The organism is Lentzea sp. NPDC036955, assembly GCF_055608005.1.
In genome coordinates this window covers 154,232-171,790 of the sequence record NZ_JBVJRC010000008.1, presented here as the reverse complement: position 1 = coordinate 171,790, position 17,559 = coordinate 154,232, and the positions used below count along the sequence as shown (strand labels likewise).

Here is a 17,559-nt window from a genome sequence, read left to right as displayed (position 1 = left end):
GGGGTCGAATCGGGTCGTCACCACCGAGCAGGACCGGAGCACCGGCCATGGGAACGAGGAGTACCGGACGGACTGCTCCGGCTTCGTGTCGTCGCCGTGGAGATCAGCTGATCGCGAGGAACCCCAGCGGCGGCCGCTGCGCCGGCCACCGCGCGCGCCACTGGAGCACCTCCCCCGACTCACGGGTGCCCAGTCGCGCGAACAGGGTCGCGGCCTCGCGCCAGCAGCGGTCCGCGCCCACCGCGTCCCCCAGGCGGGCGTGGGCCGCGCCGAGGTCCCGCAACGTCCTCGCGCGCCACAGCCGCAGACCCATGTCGGCCCACGCGGTGAGCGCCTCGGTCAGCACCAGCCGCGCACCGGCGTGGTCGCCGCGGGCGAGCCGCCACTCCCCCAGCGTGCGGCGGACCAGCGCCTCGCCGAACCGGTCGCCGACGTCGCGGCAGCCGTCCAGCGCGGTGCCCAGCAGCTCCCGCGCCGGGTCGAAGTCGCCCTTGCGCAGCAGCACCTTCGCCCACGCCTGGGCGGTGTAGCAGCCGAGCAGCTCGTCACCGGTGCCCGCGACCATCTCGTGGGCGCGCACGACGTGCTCCTCGGCGAGGTCCAGCTCGCCGCGCGCCCGGTGCACCAGTCCGATGCCGCGGGCCGCGAGTGCCTCCCCGCGGCGGCTGTTGGCCTTGCGGTAGGCGGCTTCCGCCTCGTGCAACGTGTCGAGCGCCTGCTCGTCGTCGCCCAGTTCCCGGTGCACCGAGCCGATTCCGTACAACGCGTGCGCGACGCCCTCGGTGTCGTTGCCCGCCAGCAGCTCCCGTGCGCGGCCGAGGGCTTCGAGCGCGCACGGGTACTCGCCGAGGTCGCGGCACACCATGCCGATGCCGTTCATCGCGACGGCTTCACCGTGCTGGTCGTTCAGGCCCACGAACAACGTCTGCGCCGTGCCGAACCACGAGCGCGCCTCGACCAGGTTGTCCCGCTTGTAGTGCATCTGCCCGAGGCTGCACCTCAGGACCGCTTCCAGCCGCACGTCACCGGCGCGCCACACCGCCTCCAGTGCGGCCGTGTGTGTTCGTTCCCAGGCCTCGTAGCGGTTGCGCAGCCCGAACCACGCGAACACCAGCACCTCGGCCAGCTGCGAGGCGGTGGTGGCGAGCCCCAGCTCCGCCGCGCGTTCCACCAGCCTGGTCAGCACGGACTCCTCGCGTGCGAACCAGGCGTCCTTGTCCGCGGGCCGCGCCGCCGCGGTGACCACGCCCAGCGAGTCCTGCATGCGGGGAACGGCGAGGAAGAGGTGCTCGGTCAGACCGTCCACGGTGGACAGTGCGGCGAGCACGGCCCTGCGCACCAGGTCCTCGCGCTCCCGCTGCGGGTCCTCTGCCTCGGCGAGCTCCCTGGCGTGCAGCCGCACCAGCTCGTGCATGCGGTAGCGGGCGTTGCCGGTGACGTCGAGCAGCCGGGCGTCGACGAGCTGGTCGAGCACGTCCTCGTCGAGCAGGTGCACCCACAGGTAGCTCGGCACCTCGGGCAGCCCGAGGAACCCGACCACCCGGTACGCGCGGCGCACGTCCTCGCCCAGCGACCGGTAGGTGAGCTCCAGGCTCGACCGCACGGCCAGGTCGTCGGCCACGAGCTCGTCGAGCCTGCTGCGTTCATCGGCCAGCCGCCGCACGAGCTTCGACACGGGCCAGTGCGCGCGCCCGGCCAGACGCGCGCCGGTGATGCGCACGGCCAGCGGCAGGTACCCGCACAGCCGCGCGACCTCGGTGGCCTGCTCCGGTTCGGCGGCGACCCGGTCGTCGCCGAGGATGCGCGCCAGCAGCGTGACCGCCTCGTCGTCGCCCAGCACGTCGAGCGGGACCCGGTGCACGCCCTCCAGCCCGCAGAGCCGGCTGCGGCTGGTGATCAGGGTGAGGCAGCCGGGGCTGCCCGGCAGCAGCGGCCGGACCTGCGACACGCTCGTGACGCCGTCCAGCACGATCACGACCCGCCGCCCGCCGACCTGGGCCCGCCACAGCGCCGCGCGTTCCTCCGGGCTCTCCGGGACCCGCTCGCTGGGCACGTCCATCGCCCGCAGCAACGCGTCCAGCGCCCCCGACGGCGAGTGCAGGTCCACGAACAGCTGCCCGTCCGGGTACCGCTCGGCCAGCCGGTGCGCCGCATGGACGGCGAGCGCCGTCTTGCCCACGCCCGCCGGTCCCTCGATCCACCACACGCCGCCGTCGCCACCGAGCAGCCGGTCCAGCTCCGCGGCCCGCCCGGTGAAGTCCCCGGCGTCGCGCGGCAGGTAGTTGCGGCGCGTGTCCCGCGCGCCCTCCAGCACGTCCCGGTACAGCTGCTGCAGCTGCTCCCCCGGCTCGACGCCCAGCTCGTCCACGAGCACCCGGCGCGTCTCGCGGAACACCCGCATCGCGTCCGCCCGCCGCCCACCCCGCGCGAGCGCGGTCATGAGCTGCCCGCGCAACCGTTCCGCCAGCGGGTACTCGGCCACGAACACGCCCAGCGCGTCGATCAGCCCGGCGTGCCGCCCCAGCGCCAGCTCCGCGTCCGCCCACGCCTCGGCCGCCGCGAGCCGCTGCACGTCGAGGGTCTGCGCGAACACGACCGGCGTGCCGCGCCACAGCTCCAGCGCCCTGGCGAGCAGCTCGGCCTTGACCCTGAGCTCCGCGGTCTCCTGCGCGCTCGCGACGAGCCGGCGGAAGGCGTGCAGGTCGACGTGCCCCGGTTCGGCGGCCAGCACGTACCCGGCGGCCCGGTGCTCCACCGGCAACCCGGCCCTGCGCAGGCTGGAGATGTGCACCTGCAGCGACTTGCGGGCCTGCGGCGGCGGGTCCTCACCCCAGATGAGGTCGATCAGCCGGTCGACGGGCACGACCTTCCCGCACTCGACCGCCAGCACGGCCAGGATCTGCGCGGGCTTGGGTGGCACCGGCGGCTCGACCGGCCCGAGAATCCTGACTTCCACTGCGCCCCCACCAGTGTTGAAGATTCACCGAGTTCTGCGCGTCAAGGTCAAATTCTGACGCCACGTTCGAGCACCCGGTTCCACCTGCTGGCGAAGGCCACTCGAATGGACGCAGAAGTCGATGCAACCAGACCACGGTTGTCCCCGTCCACGCCACTGCGAGTGGTTCCGAATATGAACTGCCGTTCCGGCGCTACACGCTCGCTTTCAGCCGGGCGAACTCCTCGGCGAGGGCGGGCAACTGCCAGTGCGCGTTCAACCCGCTCGGATTGGGCAGCAACCACACCCGCACACCGCCCACGGTCTCGTCCTGCGGCCCGACCTGCGCCTTCTTCCGCCCGAACGCACTGCGGTACACGGTCACGCCGAGCACCGCGAGAACCTTCGGTGAATAGGTGCGAACCTTTTCGGTCAGCACGACCGCACCGGCTTTCATCTCGTCAATTGTTAATTCATCGGCTTTGGCCGACGGGCGCGCGACGACGTTCGTGATGCCGAGCCCGAGTTCGAGCAGCCCCTCCTGCTCGGTCGGCGCGAACAGCCGCGGCGTGAACCCGGACAAATGCAACGCGGGCCAGAACCGGTTTCCCGGCCGGGCGAAGTGGTGCCCGGTCGCCTCCGAGACCAGGCCGGGGTTGATGCCGCAGAAGAGGACGTCGAGGCCGGGCTTGAGCACGTCACCGATCACGCTGACCAGCCTACGAGCACTACCGTGGCCGGCATGGCCCGGCTCCCGTTGCTCTTCATCGACGTCGACGGCCCGCTGCTCCCGTTCGCCGGCACCAGGCACACCGGCCCGGCCCACGAGAACCCGCTGCTCGCCCGCCTCGACCCGATGCACGGCCCCTGGCTCGCCGCGCTGCCGTGCGAGCTCGTCTGGGCCACGACCTGGATGGACGACGCCAACGACCTCCTCGCGCCCCTCCTGGGCCTGCCTGAACTGCCCGTCGCGACCTGGCAGGAGGACCAGGAGACCGAGGACCGCGACTTCCGCGACGGCCTGCACTGGAAGACCCGCGGCCTGGTCGCGCTGGCAGGCACCAGGCCGTTCGCCTGGGTCGACGACGAGATCACCGGGAAGGACCGCCTCTGGGTCGCCGAGCACCACGAGCGAGCCCTCCTGCACCGCGTCGACCCGCGCCACGGCCTGACCGATGCCGACTACCTGGCCCTCGATGCCTGGTTGCGCGCCGCGGCCTGACCGCCGCCCCCAGCGGCGAGCCCTGGTCAGGTCGTCGCTGGCACGCGCGGCCGTGGCGTCCACATCGTGTACCCGGCCCGCAGCGCGTCCTCGGCGGAGTGGAAGACCACGTCGCCCTTCATCCGCTTGTAGTAGGGCGACTCGGGCGTGTGGAACATCATCGTGCGCGAGTTCGCCTTGATCGCGGGCGCCGGCGGCACCGGGTCCTCCATGATCGAGAGGCGGGTCTCCGGCTGCGCGGCCGCACGGGAGCGCATGGTCAGCCAGGTGAGCAGCACGCCCGCGAGGAAGGCGCCCGCGCACAGCAGGAACATCTGGAGGAAGAACCCGAACAACGCGAAGGCTCCTAGCCCGTAGTCGTGAAGTCCTCGTCGACCCGCAGGCCGGGGGCCGCGGCGCGCAGGGCGTCGCTGAGCGCGCCCGCACGCGTGTGGTCGGGTACGCGTGCCGAGGCGACGAGGTGTCCGGTGTGGACGACGGCGGTGAAGTCGGTGACGTCCGCGCCGAGCACCGCGCGCAGCACCGAGGCGACCTCGTCCGCGGCGACCGGCAGCCGCACGGTCGTGGACGGGGTGATCAGGTCGGTGACGCGGTGCTTCTCGGCGACCGAGCGCACGGCGTCGGCCACCTCCTGGCGTTCGGCCGGGGTGGCGGCGCCGGCCAGCACGACCTCGGCCGAGCGCACGGCGAGCACGAGCTGGCCGGGCACGGCCGCGGGGGCCTGCCCGGCGTGCACCGCGACGCCCACGGAGGCGAGCAGCAGCGGCACGGCGATGGCGCCGATGGCGACGCGCTGCGGCAACTGCACGCGTCTGGCCTATCCCATCCGGCCGTCCGGTTGCCACCGCCTGCGGTGAAAGGCCCAGGACGCGCCGGAGAATTCACCCGGTCGTGGAAATCACGACGGGGTGGCCGCCGGCCACGAGCCGCCAGTCGGTGCGGGTGAAGTCGGCGGGGTCGAGCACGCCCGCGGCCTTCACCCAGTCGATCAGCAGCTGCCGGATCTCCTGCCGCCGGTCGAGCAGCACCGGGGCGGTCGCGATGTGCGGGAAGTCGCCGCCGCCCGCCTGCCGGTAGTTGTTCACCGCGACCGCGAACTCCTGGTCACCGGCCACCGGCACCCCGCCGTAGGACAGGTCCGTGATGCGCGAACCGGCCGGGCGGGCGATGTCGACGTCGTAGGTCAGCGGGGCGTCCAGGCCGTGGGCGATGTCGAAGTTGTAGTCGGGCACGTCAGCCGACACCTCCTCGGGCGTGAACGGCCCCGCGGCGGTGACCTGGCGGAAGTAGCGCGCCGACTCCTCCAGGAAGTCGCGCAGCTGCGCGCCGGTCAGCCGCACGCCCACGAGCGTGTTGTCGAAGATGTACAGCCCGGCGACGTCGCGGATGGACACCTCGCCGGCCGGGATCGCCGCGCCGCGGTTGAACGGCGCGCACAGCGACAGCACCGGCAGCGACGTGGACTTCTTGAGCTCCAGCGCCTGCACGTGGTTGATGAACCGCAGTGCGGGCGTGTCCTCGAACCGCGACCGCGCCGCCGACATCGCGGCCCGGCAGGTGCCGATCCGCCCGTTGACGTGGTGCACGACCTTCTCGTGGTCGTGCCGCAGCAGCCGCACGATCCGCGGGTCCTCCGGCACCGACGCCGACACCAGCACGGAGGACCGCGACCCGGTCAGGTGCCAGCCGCCGTCGTGCTCCAGGTCGAACTCCAGCACCGACAACCGCTTGCCCCAGTACAGCGGCTCGGTCAGCAGCACCCGCCGCCCGGTCACCCTGTTCCTCACGAACCGCTGCGGGATCTCGACGTGCGCGTGTCCCACCAGGATCGCGTCGATGCCCGGCACGGTCTCCGCGACCAGCTCCGCGCAGTTCTCCGGGAACGGCACCTGGTCGCCCAGCGACGACGACAGGTCCGCGCCCGAGTGCGCCACCAGCACCACCAGGTCGGACTGGCGCCGCACCTCCGGCACCCAGCGCAGCGCCTGCTCCACCAGCCCCGGGAACGTCAGCACGCCCTCGACGTGCACCTTGTCCCACACCGCGATGCCGGGGTTGGTGAGCCCGAGGACGCCCACCCGCAACGGCGGGCCACCGGTGCGCCACACCGTCTTCACCACGTACGGCGGGAAGGCGGGCAGCCCGGTCGCGACGTCGACCGCGTTCGCCCCGAGCAGCGGGAAGTCCAGCTGCCGTTCGAACATCCGCAGCACGTCGAGGCCGTAGTTGAACTCGTGGTTGCCCAGCACCGCGGCCGTGTAGCCGATGGCGTTCATCGCGGCCGCCATCGGGTGCACGTGCGTGCGGGTGATCGGCTCGACCTTGGCGTAGTAGTAGGCCAGCGGCGTGCCCTGGATCGTGTCGCCCGCGTCCAACAACAACGTGCGGTGCCGGCCCACCTCGGCGCGCACGCCGGCCACCAGCGTCGAGATCTTCGCGAGCCCGACGTCGTCGTGCGCGAAGTCGTCGTACTCCCGGTCGCGGTAGTAGTCCCAGTTGAAGAGGTTGCCGTGCAGATCGGTCGTCCCCATCACCGTCAGCGTGAACGTGCGCAGGACGCTCACCTCCGGGCGGTCGTCGGGTCCCCCGACCGAACATAGCTGCTCACAATTGACGTAACTGCTGATCGCCCGAACGGTGGACGGTCTCACAGGCGGTACACAGGATGACCGGTCACGATGGGAGCCATGCGCGCGATGGAAGCCGAACTCCGCCGGCCGGACGGGCAGCCCGTGCGGGTGCTCGTGGTGGACGACGAGTCCACACTGGCCGAGCTGATGACGATGGCGCTGCGCATGGAGAAGTGGGACGTGCGCACGGCGCTCGACGGCACGACGGCGGTCCGCACGGCACGGGAGTTCCGGCCGGACGCGGTGGTGCTGGACGTGATGCTGCCCGACTTCGACGGGTACGAGGTGCTGCGGCGGATGCGGGCCGAGCAGCCGGCCCTGCCGGTGCTGTTCCTGACCGCGCGGGACGCCGTGGAGGACCGCATCGCGGGGCTCACGGCCGGTGGCGACGACTACGTGACGAAGCCGTTCTCCCTCGAAGAGGTCGTGCTTCGGTTGCGTGCACTCATGCGGCGCACCGGTGTCACGGAGGAGGACGCGGGCGCACGGCTCGTTGTCGGCGATCTGGTGTTGAACGAGGACACGCGCGAGGTGACGCGGGCGGGTGAGCACGTCTCGTTGACGGCGACCGAGTTCGAGCTGTTGCGGTACCTGATGAGCAACCCGCGGCGGGTGCTCAGCAAGGCGCAGATCCTCGACCGGGTGTGGAGCTACGACTTCGGCGGCCAGGCGAACATCGTCGAGCTGTACATCTCCTACCTGCGCAAGAAGATCGACGCCGGACGGGCGCCGATGATCCACACCGTGCGGGGCGCGGGCTATGTCCTCAAGCCCGCGGCGTAGCGACGGCCGCCCGCGCGCGCCGTGGCCGAAGACGCTGCGGGGCAAGCTGATCGCCGGCCAGGTCGCGGTGCTGCTGGCGCTGTCGGTCGGCACGGGCGCGGTCGCGGTGCCGGCACTGCACGGGTTCCTCACGCACGACCTCGACCGCCAGGTCCGGGAGATGGTGCAACCGGCGGTCGGCCAGCGGGCCCGGGGCATCAACGCGCGCGTCACCGAAGGCGGGGTGGAGGGCACGATCGAGCTGCCCGGCACGCGCACGTTGCCCATGACGGACCACGAGCGGCGGCAGCTGACCGGGCTGGGTCCCGGCGACCACACCGTGGACATGGGCGACAAGGGCACGTTCCGCGTCAACGTCGGACCGGCACAGATCAAGGGCCTGCCGTCGGGTCCGGTGGACGACGTCGTGTGGCGGATGGTGTGGCTGCTGGTGGCGTTGACGGCGGCCGGGGTGGCCGCGGCGGCGCTGGCCGGCCAGCGGATCGTCCGGCGCGCGCTCGTGCCGCTGGACCGGGTCGCCGCCACCGCGGCCCGTGTCGCCGAGCTGCCGCTGCACTCCGGTGAGGTCGCGCTCGCCGAACGCGTGCCGGAGACCGACCCGGACACCGAGGTCGGCAAGGTCGGGCTCGCGTTCAACCGGATGCTCGGCCACGTCGGTGCCGCGCTGAAAGCCCGCCACGACAGCGAGACGCGCGTGCGCAGGTTCGTCGCGGACGCCTCGCACGAGCTGCGCACGCCGCTGGCCGCGATCCGCGGGTACGCCGAGCTGACCCGGCGCTCCGGCGAGGAGCTCAGCCCGCGGGTCGCGCACGCGATGAGCCGGGTGGAGTCCGAGGCGGTGCGGATGACGTCGCTGGTGGAGGACATGCTGCTGCTGGCCCGCCTCGACGACGGCCGGCCGCTGGAACGCGCGGAGGTCGACCTCACCCGGCTCGTGCTGGACGTGGTCGGTGACGCCCGCATCTCCTCCGCGGACCACAGCTGGAAGATCGCGGTGCCCGACGAACCGGTGACGGTCATCGGCGACGTGCAGCGGTTGCACCAGGTGCTCGGCAACCTGTTGTCCAACGCGCGCACGCACACCCCGCCCGGCACGACGGTCACGACCGGCCTGTCCGTCCACAACGGACAGGTGGAGCTGACCGTCACCGACGACGGGCCGGGCATCCCCGAGGGGCTGGAGGTGTTCGAGCGGTTCGCGCGCGGCGACAGCTCCCGGTCACGCGCCGCCGGCAGCACGGGGCTGGGGCTGTCCATCGTGGCCGCCGTCGTCGGCGCCCATGACGGCGAGGTGTCCGTGCAGAGCGTCCCAGGGCAGACCACGTTCACCGTCGCGCTGCGCGGCTGAGGTCTCGTTCCACAGCAGCGGCAGCAGGTCAGCGCCGCGCCGGAACACCCACGGGACGCCCTTGAGCAGCAGCCACGCCACGTGGTGCCAGACGGTCAGCTCGCGCCCGCCGGAGCAGTCGAGGCTGATCTCACCGAACGCGTGACCGCAGGCGCGCAGCTCGTGCGCGAAGGCCTTCGCGAGCATGCGGTGCCCCAGCTCGGAGGGGTGCAGCCGGTCGACCGCCCAGGTGGCTGGCTCGTACGCGCCGGGCAGCGCGTGCAGGTCGACGCAGCGGACGCCGTGCCGGGCGACGACGACGTCGACGACCCGGTTGAGCTCGTCGATGCGGCCGCGCAGCACCCGCCGCAGCCGGCCGGGCAGCGTGAACACGCGGCCCTGGTCGTGGAACCGCACGGTCACCACGGAACAGCCGGCGGCGGTCAGCTCGCGGCAGACGTGGTCGAGGTCGGAGTGCGCCTGCCGGGCGGAGAAGTCCGAGCGCAGCGTGTCGTTGACGCCGGCGATGACGACGGCGGCCTTCGGCGCGAGCCGCAGCGCCTGCGGCAGCTGCAGGTGCCGCACGTCCGCGATCCGCGCACCGGAGACGGCGAGGTTGCGGTAGCCGTTGTGCTCGTAGGCCGCCGACAGCAGGGGGCCGAAGCCGCGCCAGCCGCCGGGTACGAGGTCGCCGATCCCGACCGCTGTCGAGTCACCGAGAAGCACCAGCACGTGCCCCAGGATCGACCGGCCCGGTGAGCCCGGGATGACCGTGCGGGAACCGTTCAGCGAAATGCCGGGTAAAGCGGGAGTTCGAGCACCTCGGACCCGTAGCGCTCGGCCAGCGCCCCGATGACGGCGTCGGCGTGCGAGGCGACGGTCTTCTCGCCGAGGACCAGCGCGTCGGCTCGCAGCCGCACCCACCGGCCCGCCAGCACGACGCTGCGCGGCGGGGCGTTCACGACGCTCGGCATGGGCTTGGACAGCGCACGCCACGTCGCGAGCCACACCCACAGCAGCTGGGCCTGCAGCAGCCGGGGTAAGAGCACCGCGTCGTCGTCCATCTCCGGCCACACCGAGCCCACCTCGGCCCGCCAGGCGGCGACCATGGCCTCGGACATGCCCGGCGGCAGCCCCCACCCGCACCAGCAGGACGGGAACGGCACCCGCAGGCTGGCCGCGTCGAAGACGATGTCGCGGACGCAGCCGCCCTCGAAGTCGACGAACCGCACGCCGCGCGAGGTGACCAGGTGGTTGTCCGGGCACGACGTGGACGGGCTGAACGCCCTGCGCCGCGACGTGCTGAACGCCTTCGCCGCCGCGACCGCGAACTCGACGGCGTGCGCGGAGGTCTCCACGGCCAGCTCGGTCTCCAGCAGCCCCGGTAACCCGGCGATCGCCGCGTGCACGTCGACCGCGATCGGGTCCTGGCAGCACTGCGCACCGGCCCGGCGCATCAACGCGTCGAAGTCCGCGTCCCTGCCCGCCGTCGTGGCGTGCAGCCGCCCCATGGCGTGCGCCCAGGACAACAGGCCGCGTTCGGCGACCCGCGCGTCCTTGCCGTGCAGCTTCTCGGACAGCCGCGGCGCCCGGCCCAGGTCCTCCAGGACGACCAGCCGGGACGTGCCGTCGTGGGCGAACAGCTCCGGTGTGGCGCGCTCCTCCGCGGGCAGCGCGGTGAGCAGCTGGTGGCTGACGGCCTCGTGCGCCCACGGGTCGCGGTCACCGGCGGCGGGCGGGTAGCGCTTCACCACCAGCGTGCGCGGCATCGAGAACGGCGAGGAGGCCACTCTGACCCGGATGACGACGGAACGGCCGGTCCCCCCGAGTGCCTCGGGGTCCGCAAGGCGCACCTGTGCGCCCAAGCGCCTGGTCAGTACCCGCTCGGCGGCCTCGACGGCTTCGACGATCTCCGGTGAAGTCGTGTCGGGAGGGCCCGCGGTGATCTCCACGCTCATCCCCTCCGACCCTACTCCCCATGCCCGTGCGCCCGGCTGACGCCGATCAGGCCCCGTTGCGGTCACCACCACCGGTTCACCGCGGTCCCCACGTTCCCACAACACCCCTCCGAGCCCTGGACGTGTGCAAACACCTTCCGTTGCCCGGTACGGGCAGATCAACCCGATCGTTCGAGCCGGTCGCGTCAATACCGATCAAGTTGCCGCTCGTTCAGGCGATCCGGTCCCATGTTGTGGGAAACGCGCGTGACCGTCCGGGAGGTTGCCCTCCCGGACGATCTTCCTGCGGAATCGATCCCGCTCAGCTCTTCTGGTCGGGCTTCGCGTCCACGCCGGCTTCCTTGCGCTGCTGCGCGGTGATCGGCGCCGGAGCCGCGGTCAGCGGGTCGAAACCGCCGCCGGACTTCGGGAACGCGATGACCTCGCGGATCGAGTCGACGCCCGCGAGCAGCATGCAGAGGCGGTCCCAGCCGAGCGCGATGCCGCCGTGGGGCGGGGCGCCGTACTTGAACGCGTCGAGCAGGAAGCCGAACTTCTCCTGCGCCTCCTCGGCACCGATGCCCATCACGTTGAACGCGCGCTGCTGCACGTCGGCGCGGTGGATACGGATCGAGCCGCCACCGAGCTCGTTGCCGTTGAGGATCACGTCGTAGGCGTAGGCCAGCGCGTTGCCCGGGTCGGTCTCGAAGTTGTCGATCCACTCCGGGGTCGGCGAGGTGAACGCGTGGTGCAGGGCGGTCCACTTGCCGCCGCCGACCGCGACGTCGCCGGCCTCCAGCTTGTCGACGGCCTCGAACATCGGGAAGTCGACGACCCAGGCGAACGCCCAGGCGTTCTCGTCGATCAGGCCGACGCGGGTGGCGATCTCGACGCGCGCGGCACCGAGCAGGGCGCGGGCGTCGCGGGCCTCACCGGCGGCGAAGAAGATGCAGTCGCCGGGGTTGGCGCCCACGGCCTTGGCCAGGCCGTCGCGCTCGGTGTCGGTCAGGTTCTTCGCGACCGGCCCTCCCAGCGTGCCGTCCTCACCGACCAGCACGTACGCGAGCCCCTTGTGGCCGCGCTGCTTGGCGAACTCCTGCCAGCCGTCGAGCGTGCGGCGCGGCTGCGAGGCACCGCCGGGCATGACCACGGCACCCACGTACGGCGCCTGGAACACGCGGAACGTCGTGTCCTTGAAGTACTCGGTGAGCTCGGTCAGCTCCAGCTCGAAGCGCAGGTCGGGCTTGTCCGAGCCGTACTTCGCCATGGCCTCGGCGTAGGAGATCCGGCGGAACGGCAGCGGCAGCTCGACGTCCTTGGTCTCCTTCCAGATCGCGGCCAGCAGCTTCTCGGTGAGCGCGATGACGTCGTCCTGCTCGACGAAGCTCATCTCGATGTCGAGCTGGGTGAACTCCGGCTGCCGGTCGGCGCGGAAGTCCTCGTCCCGGTAGCAGCGGGCGATCTGGTAGTAGCGCTCCAGGCCGCCGACCATGAGCAGCTGCTTGAACAGCTGCGGCGACTGCGGCAGCGCGTACCAGCTGCCCGGCCGCAGCCGCGCGGGCACCAGGAAGTCGCGCGCGCCCTCGGGCGTGCTGCGGGTCAGGGTCGGCGTCTCGACCTCGACGAACTTCTCGCCGTGCAGCACCTCGCGGGCGATGCGGCTGACCTCGCTGCGCAGCCGGATGGACTTGGCCGGGGTGGACCGGCGCAGGTCGAGGTAGCGGTGCTTGAGGCGGGCCTCCTCGCCCGGCTCCACGTCGCTCTCGACCTGGAACGGCAGCGGCGCGGCCTCGTTGAGGACCTCGAGGTCGCTCACGTAGACCTCGATGGCACCGGTGGGCAGCTCGGGGTTCTCGCTGCCGTCGGGCCGCTTGCTCACGTCGCCGGTGACCTTGATGACGTACTCGCTGCGCAGCCGGTGCGCGCGCTCGGCCATCTCGCCCTCGCGGAACACGACCTGGGCGACCCCGCTGGCGTCGCGGAGGTCGATGAAGATGACACCGCCGTGGTCCCGCCGGCGAGCGACCCACCCGGTGAGGGTGACGGACTGCCCGGCGTGCTCGGCCCGGAGTGATCCGGCCTCGTGCGTGCGCAACACGGTGGTGGCTCCTTGTAGACGAAGTCAGCTTTTCCGTCAAGGCTAGCTGGCCGCACCGACAGATTTTCACGCAGGTCGTGCGCCTGCGCCCGTCCGCCCGCGGCGCTGATCTTCGCCGGCCGCGTTCCGGCCGCGCCCGCCCTGCTGCACGCGCTGACGCCGTCGCTCCGCCCGCATCTGCAGCAGGGGGGTGAGCGGGTAACTCAGCCGCGGCCGGGAAAACCCACCCGTGCAGCCGAAAAGGGCCGCGACCTGTGTCGCGGCCCTTCCCTCACAGCTCAGTTCACGCGGCCCGGCTCACCGGCCGGACCCGGTTCACGCGCTCGGCGCGAGGTACAGCAGGCGGTTCGGCGAGCCCGAACCCGGGTTGGTCACCTTGGACGGCGTCGACTGCGCGACCAGGTACGAGGCGACCTGGGCGGGCGTGGCCGACGGGTTGGTGGACAGGTACCTGGCAGCGGCGCCCGCGACGTGCGGGGTGGCCATCGAGGTGCCCGAGATGGTGTTGGTGGCGCTGTCGGAGGTGTTCCAGGCCGAGGTGATGGCCGAGCCCGGCGCGAAGATGTCGAGCAGCGAACCGTAGTTCGAGTACGACGCGCGGGCGTCGTTGCGCTCGGTGGCGCCGACGGTGATCGCCTCGCTCACGCGGGCCGGGGAGAAGCCGGACGCGTTGGCGTTGGAGTTGCCGGCCGCGACCGCGAAGGTCACGCCCTTGGCGATGGCGTTGCGCGTGGCGGCGTCGAGGGTGGCGTTGGCACCGCCACCGAGCGACATGTTCGCCACGGCGGGCTTGACGGCGTTGGCGCCGACCCAGTCGATGCCCGCGGCGACACCGGCGAGGGTGCCGGAGCCGTTGTTGTCGAGCACGCGGACGGCGACGATCCTCGCGTTCTTCGCGACGCCGTACTGCGAGCCCGCGATGGTGCCGGCGACGTGCGTGCCGTGGCCGTTGCCGTCCTGCGCGACGTTGTCGTTCTCGACGAAGTCACGGCCGTTCGAGGCGCGGCCGCCGAAGGTGGAGTGGCTGATGCGCACGCCGGTGTCGATGACGTACGCGGTGACGCCCGATCCGGTCGAGGTGTAGCTGTAGGACGAGTCCAGCGGCAGGTTGCGCTGGTCGATGCGGTCCAAGCCCCACGACGGCGGGTTCGTCTGCGTCGCCTGCGTGTGGATGACCTGGTCGGCCTCGACGAACTCGACCGTCGGGTCGGCGGCCAGGCGCTTGGCCTGCTTCTCGGTCAGCTTCACGTTGAAGCCGCCGAAGCTCGTGTAGTCGCGCTCGACCTTGGCACCGAACCGCGACGCCAGCGCGTGCGAGTTGCCCTTGCCCTCCTTGAACTTCACGATGAAGCTGCCCGCGATCTTCTCGGGGGCGTTGAGGGAGAGGACCTCGCCCTCGGCGGCGGAGGCGTTGGGAACCATGAGGACCGACATGGCGAGCGTCGCCGCGCCGGCACCGGCCAGGAACCGGATCTTTCGCGTCATGATGTGCATTCCGTTCTTTGCAGGGGAACGAAGCGCTTTCGACGCTAGGGAGAGATCCGGTCCCTGCCAAGGGTGTCCTATGGATTAAGACGGCCTTGTGCCGCCCAACAATTCACGCTTCACAGCGTCGGCGGCCAGTAAAGGATACGAGTGACGGGTGGCGTTCCCGGGGTGCCCGTGGTAACCAGCGCGCTCTCCACCTGCGCGGGCGTCGCCGCGCGGTTGAGCTCCAGGTACCGCGCCGCCACACCGGCCGCGTGCGGTGCCGCCATCGACGAGCCGGACAGGGTGTTCGTCGCCGTGTCACTGGAGTTCCACGCCGACGGGACGCTCACACCCGCCGCCCAGATGTCGACGAGCGGACCGTAGTTCGACGAGGAGGACTTGGTGTCGTTCTGCGTCAGCGCGCCCACGCAGATCGCCTGGGACACGCGCTGCGGCGAGGAGTTGGCCGGGTCGGTGTTGCTGCCGCCGGCCGCGACCGTGAACGAGACACCGGACGCGATCGCACGCCGCACCGCGTCGTCGAGCGCCGTGGAAGCGCTCCCGCCCAACGACATGTTCGCCACCGCCGGCTTCACGGCGTTGCGGGTCACCCAGTCCACGCCCGCGATCACACCGGAGATCGTGCCGGAGCCCGACCCGTTGAGCACCCGCACGCCCCACACGGTGGCGCGCTTGGCCACGCCGTGCTTCGTGCCCGCGGCGATGCCGGCGACGTGCGTGCCGTGACCGTTGTCGTCCTGGGCGACCGCGTCGTTGTCGACGGTGTCCCAGCCGTTGCGCGCCCGCCCGCCGAAGTCGGTGTGCGTCACCCGCAGGCCGGTGTCGATCACGTAGATGTTCACGCCCGCACCGGTGCTGGTGTACTCGTAGCGCTGGTCGAGCGGCAGGGCCCGCTGGTCGATGCGGTCCAGGCCCCACGGCGGGTTGAGCTGGGTGGTGTTGGCGTGCACCAGTCCGTCGCGCTCCACGTGGGACACGTTCGGGTCGGCCTGCACCGCGCGCAGCTGCCGCGCGGTCAGCCGGGCGCTGTACCCGGTGAAGACGCTGGTGTACCGGTGCTGCACCTCGCCCGCGAACGAGGACACGGCGCCGTCCTTCAGCACCACGATGTAGGAGGAGGTGGCCGCGGCCGCCGGGACGACCACGACCGAGGCGGTGAGTGCGGCGACTGCCAGCAGGGCTCTCACAGTCGGTTTTCCTTTCGGAGCAGGGATTCTCTTCTGGGCGGAGAACGGGGAACGGCTCGGGAACGGGCCGGGGCAGCACGTGCCGGACCGGCACTCAGCTGGTCGTCGTGTCCGTCGCAGGGGTGTGCGGAACCCGACCGGGACCATTGGCGGCGAAATAGGCCCGAGATCTGAACTTGCCGAGTTTCCACCGGCCGCAAAACCGCCGATCGGCTGTACCGCGCGCCCTTTGCTGCCGATAATCTCTCGTGCTTGACTCCGGGAACGGAGGGGTGATGCTCACGATCTACCCACCGCGCGAGGAGCTCGCCGACCTGTTGGTGACGGGTCCGTTCGCGGACGCGCTGAGGGTCGCGATCCAGGTGCGGGGACTCAGCCTCGAACGCTTGCAGCACCGGTTGCGGGTGCGCGGCGCGCCGATCAGCGTGACGGCGCTGAGCTACTGGCAGTCGGGGCGCCGCCGGCCGGAGCGACCGGAGTCGCTGAGGGCGCTGGCGCACCTGGAGGACGTGCTGGGGCTGCCCAGGACAGCGCTCTCACGGCTGCTGGGCCCGCCCCGGCCGCGGGGTCGTTCGCGCAGGCGGGAGGTGTCGCCGCGGGCGGCCTGGGACGGGTCGGGGCTGGTGCTGACCGCGCAGCAGGACCGGGTCGACGTCGCGCCGTGCGGCGGGGTGCGCGGGGTGCGGTCCCGGCAGGTCATGCAGGCGACGAAGGCCGGCGTGGACCGGTGGGTGCTGTGCCAGGAGACGGGTTCGGCGCAGCCGGCGCTGACCGCGATCCGGTCGTGCCGGGTCGGGCGAACCGCGCGGGAACGCACGAGCGGCGTGCTCGTCGCGGAGCTGTTGTTCCCCGAACCGCTGTGCGCCGACGAGTCCATCGCGATCGAGTACGAATTGGTCTATCCACGTCCGACGGCCGAGCACACGCATTTCCGGCGGTTCGCCGAACGGGTGCACGACTACGTGCTGGAGATCAAATTCCCGGTCGGTGCGACACCTGCCGTGTGCGAACAGTTCGCGTCGGGTCCGGCGGGCGTGGAACTGTCCGGCGGCGTGCGCCCGGCCCCGGTGGACGCCTGGGGCTACGCGCACGCCGCCGCGCTCGACTTCGGGCCCGGTCTCTACGGGATGCGCTGGACCGCGCCGGTGACGGCCGAGGAGAACGCCGCGGGGTCGTCGGCGAACGGGAAGTGACCGGCGCCGGGCTGCACGACCAGCTCGGCGTTGGGGAACAGGTCCGCGTACGCGCGCGCACACTTCGGTGGCAGCGCGACGTCGTACTCGCCGGCGATGAGGAGTGTTGGCACGTCGAGGGTTGCGAGCGCCTTGCGGGTCTGCTCGGGGTCGAGGGCGCCCTCGGCGTAGAACTGCGCGGCCCCCTCGTCGTTGCTCGGGTGGGCGTCGAGCGCGCGTGCCTCTTCGTCCCAGCGGCCGTAGTGGAACGGCGCGATCTTCGCGAAGTTCTCGGCCGTCGGCCGGCCGGCCCAGATGTCCTCGAACGCGGCGAACGCCTCGGCGAACCAGGGTTCCGCGCTGCGCTGCTCGGCGACCTCGCGGCGGTCGGCGTCGGTGACGTCGAGCCCGACGACCCGCGGGCTGGGTGCGACGAGGACGAGCTGCTTGACGTGCCGCGGGTAGCGCTGCGCGTAGAGGACCGCGAGGGTGCCGCCCGCGGAGTGGCCGAGCAGGCGGAGCCGGTCGAGGCCGAGGTGGCGGCGCAGCGCCTCCACGTCGTCGACCTGGCGGTCGGCGCGGTAGGTCTGCGGGGGCGCGGCCTGCGAGTCGCCGGTGCCGCGCAGGTCGAGGACGAGCGTGTTCGGCAGCCCGCCGAGGTCGCCGAGGTAGGAGGAGTGCTGCATCGGCCCACCCGGCAGGCAGACCAGCGGGTCGGTGCCGCCTGCCGGGTGGTACGCGAGCGTGATGCCGTCTGAAGTCGTGAAGGTCCCCATG

General features: G+C 71.9%; 14 protein-coding genes and 1 pseudogene. 4 read left to right on the top strand and 11 right to left on the bottom strand.

The features are described from left to right. Positions 1–103: 103 nt before the first annotated feature. Complete coding sequence (locus tag ACZ7CF_RS27590; RefSeq protein WP_470370919.1) at positions 104–2,956, bottom strand: AfsR/SARP family transcriptional regulator; 2,853 nt, start codon at positions 2,954–2,956, stop codon at positions 104–106. 193 nt (positions 2,957–3,149) lie between these two features. Then, positions 3,150–3,644, bottom strand: a complete 495-nt coding sequence (mug, locus tag ACZ7CF_RS27585; RefSeq protein ID WP_470370918.1) for a G/U mismatch-specific DNA glycosylase — start codon at positions 3,642–3,644, stop codon at positions 3,150–3,152. 33 nt (positions 3,645–3,677) lie between these two features. On the opposite strand from mug, the gene ACZ7CF_RS27580 reads away from it, so the two are divergent. Continuing rightward, positions 3,678–4,157 (top strand): HAD domain-containing protein, encoded by a 480-nt coding sequence (locus ACZ7CF_RS27580; RefSeq protein WP_470370917.1) that lies wholly within the window; start codon positions 3,678–3,680, stop codon positions 4,155–4,157. 26 nt (positions 4,158–4,183) lie between these two features. Here the strand turns inward: ACZ7CF_RS27580 and ACZ7CF_RS27575 are convergent, their stop codons facing one another. From ACZ7CF_RS27575 to ACZ7CF_RS27565, 3 genes are all read right to left on the bottom strand, one after another. Continuing rightward, positions 4,184–4,492, bottom strand: coding sequence for a sunset domain-containing protein (locus ACZ7CF_RS27575; protein ID WP_360392241.1), 309 nt, complete (start codon positions 4,490–4,492; stop codon positions 4,184–4,186). Between the two features lie 11 nt (positions 4,493–4,503). Beyond that, entirely contained in the window at positions 4,504–4,965 is a 462-nt protein-coding gene (locus ACZ7CF_RS27570; RefSeq protein ID WP_360392244.1) for a hypothetical protein, read from the bottom strand. Between the two features lie 73 nt (positions 4,966–5,038). Then, positions 5,039–6,688, bottom strand: a complete 1,650-nt coding sequence (locus tag ACZ7CF_RS27565) for a bifunctional metallophosphatase/5'-nucleotidase (protein WP_470370916.1) — start codon at positions 6,686–6,688, stop codon at positions 5,039–5,041. A 156-nt stretch (positions 6,689–6,844) separates the two neighbouring features. On the opposite strand from ACZ7CF_RS27565, the gene ACZ7CF_RS27560 reads away from it, so the two are divergent. Together ACZ7CF_RS27560 and ACZ7CF_RS27555 are read left to right on the top strand one after the other, a co-directional pair. Then, positions 6,845–7,570: a response regulator transcription factor gene (locus ACZ7CF_RS27560; RefSeq protein WP_470370915.1), complete on the top strand. Its 726-nt coding sequence runs from the start codon at positions 6,845–6,847 to the stop codon at positions 7,568–7,570. Further along, on the top strand, positions 7,548–8,918 hold the full coding sequence (locus ACZ7CF_RS27555; RefSeq protein ID WP_470370914.1) for a sensor histidine kinase: 1,371 nt from the start codon (positions 7,548–7,550) through the stop codon (positions 8,916–8,918). Before ACZ7CF_RS27560 ends, ACZ7CF_RS27555 begins: the two co-directional genes overlap by 23 nt. Positions 8,919–9,098: 180 nt before the next feature. On the opposite strand, the pseudogene ACZ7CF_RS27550 reads toward ACZ7CF_RS27555, so the two are convergent. The 5 genes and pseudogenes from ACZ7CF_RS27550 to ACZ7CF_RS27530 all read right to left on the bottom strand — a co-directional run. After that, positions 9,099–9,623: pseudogene (locus ACZ7CF_RS27550) on the bottom strand (SGNH/GDSL hydrolase family protein); the annotation flags it as partial. A gap of 59 nt (positions 9,624–9,682) precedes the next feature. Next, positions 9,683–10,855 carry a hypothetical protein gene (locus ACZ7CF_RS27545; RefSeq protein ID WP_470370913.1) on the bottom strand — a complete coding sequence of 391 codons (1,173 nt, stop codon included), beginning with the start codon at positions 10,853–10,855 and terminating at the stop codon, positions 9,683–9,685. A gap of 301 nt (positions 10,856–11,156) precedes the next feature. After that, positions 11,157–12,932, bottom strand: a complete 1,776-nt coding sequence (aspS, locus tag ACZ7CF_RS27540; RefSeq protein WP_470370912.1) for an aspartate--tRNA ligase — start codon at positions 12,930–12,932, stop codon at positions 11,157–11,159. Positions 12,933–13,247: 315 nt separating this feature from the next. Further along, complete coding sequence (locus tag ACZ7CF_RS27535) at positions 13,248–14,417, bottom strand: S8 family peptidase (RefSeq protein ID WP_458430994.1); 1,170 nt, start codon at positions 14,415–14,417, stop codon at positions 13,248–13,250. A 119-nt stretch (positions 14,418–14,536) separates the two neighbouring features. After that, complete coding sequence (locus tag ACZ7CF_RS27530; protein ID WP_470370911.1) at positions 14,537–15,610, bottom strand: S8 family peptidase; 1,074 nt, start codon at positions 15,608–15,610, stop codon at positions 14,537–14,539. A gap of 275 nt (positions 15,611–15,885) precedes the next feature. Between ACZ7CF_RS27530 and ACZ7CF_RS27525 the strand changes: the two genes are divergently transcribed. Continuing rightward, on the top strand, positions 15,886–16,803 hold the full coding sequence (locus tag ACZ7CF_RS27525) for a hypothetical protein (RefSeq protein ID WP_360392265.1): 918 nt from the start codon (positions 15,886–15,888) through the stop codon (positions 16,801–16,803). On the opposite strand, the gene ACZ7CF_RS27520 is transcribed toward ACZ7CF_RS27525, so the two are convergent. Next, positions 16,731–17,558, bottom strand: coding sequence for an alpha/beta fold hydrolase (locus tag ACZ7CF_RS27520; RefSeq protein ID WP_470370910.1), 828 nt, complete (start codon positions 17,556–17,558; stop codon positions 16,731–16,733). The two genes, ACZ7CF_RS27525 and ACZ7CF_RS27520, sit on opposite strands and share 73 nt — an antisense overlap. Position 17,559: the final 1 nt, after the last annotated feature.

What these genes read in the sequence shown, in the direction of transcription:
- ACZ7CF_RS27580 (WP_470370917.1), top strand. Translation starts at nt 3,678, where the DNA reads ATGGCCCGGCTCCCGTTGCTCTTCATCGACGTCGACGGCCCGCTGCTC.
- ACZ7CF_RS27565 (WP_470370916.1), bottom strand. Translation starts at nt 6,688, where the DNA reads ATGGGGACGACCGATCTGCACGGCAACCTCTTCAACTGGGACTACTAC.
- ACZ7CF_RS27560 (WP_470370915.1), top strand. Translation starts at nt 6,845, where the DNA reads ATGCGCGCGATGGAAGCCGAACTCCGCCGGCCGGACGGGCAGCCCGTG.
- ACZ7CF_RS27555 (WP_470370914.1), top strand. Translation starts at nt 7,548, where the DNA reads ATGTCCTCAAGCCCGCGGCGTAGCGACGGCCGCCCGCGCGCGCCGTGG.
- ACZ7CF_RS27545 (WP_470370913.1), bottom strand. Translation starts at nt 10,855, where the DNA reads ATGAGCGTGGAGATCACCGCGGGCCCTCCCGACACGACTTCACCGGAG.
- ACZ7CF_RS27535 (WP_458430994.1), bottom strand. Translation starts at nt 14,417, where the DNA reads ATGACGCGAAAGATCCGGTTCCTGGCCGGTGCCGGCGCGGCGACGCTC.
- ACZ7CF_RS27525 (WP_360392265.1), top strand. Translation starts at nt 15,886, where the DNA reads ATGCTCACGATCTACCCACCGCGCGAGGAGCTCGCCGACCTGTTGGTG.
- ACZ7CF_RS27520 (WP_470370910.1), bottom strand. Translation starts at nt 17,558, where the DNA reads ATGGGGACCTTCACGACTTCAGACGGCATCACGCTCGCGTACCACCCG.